A 367-nucleotide genomic window follows, 5' to 3' on the forward strand; every position below is an offset into this window, starting at 1 on the left:
GCCTGACGACTCTCAGCCGCTGCCTAGCGCGACACCAGCAAGTTACCCGCCTGGTTATCAAATATTCTCTGGTGTTTTTGCCAATGAAACTACGGGCATCACCAACTTAACTTACATTGATGGTCGCGTGTCTTGGTCTGGTGGTGATTTGTATTTTGCTGTGCCGAATGCAGGCGGTATTGAGCGCTTGACTTCCGATCAACTCACTGCATCTGTGGCCGACTTCGACGGCAAGCCTCGCTCACGTGGTGTTTCTTTTTCTCTGGTTGGTGATGAGTATCGCATTACTGTAACAACTGATGCGCTTGAGGATGTTAGCGCTGTGTTGACTCCGCTTGGATCTGTGAAGTTTGAGCAGGGGAGTGTG

At 50.7% G+C, this 367-nt stretch carries 1 protein-coding gene; it reads left to right on the forward strand.

The genetic code is table 11. The annotated features are described in order from the left end of the window. The coding region (locus DC53_RS22320) for a hypothetical protein (RefSeq protein WP_033032813.1) at positions 1 to 367 on the forward strand (367 nt) is incomplete at both ends.

Origin of the sequence: Pseudoalteromonas fuliginea (assembly GCF_000690055.1) — a bacterium.
In the GTDB taxonomy this organism is placed as follows: Bacteria; Pseudomonadota; Gammaproteobacteria; order Enterobacterales; family Alteromonadaceae; genus Pseudoalteromonas; species Pseudoalteromonas fuliginea.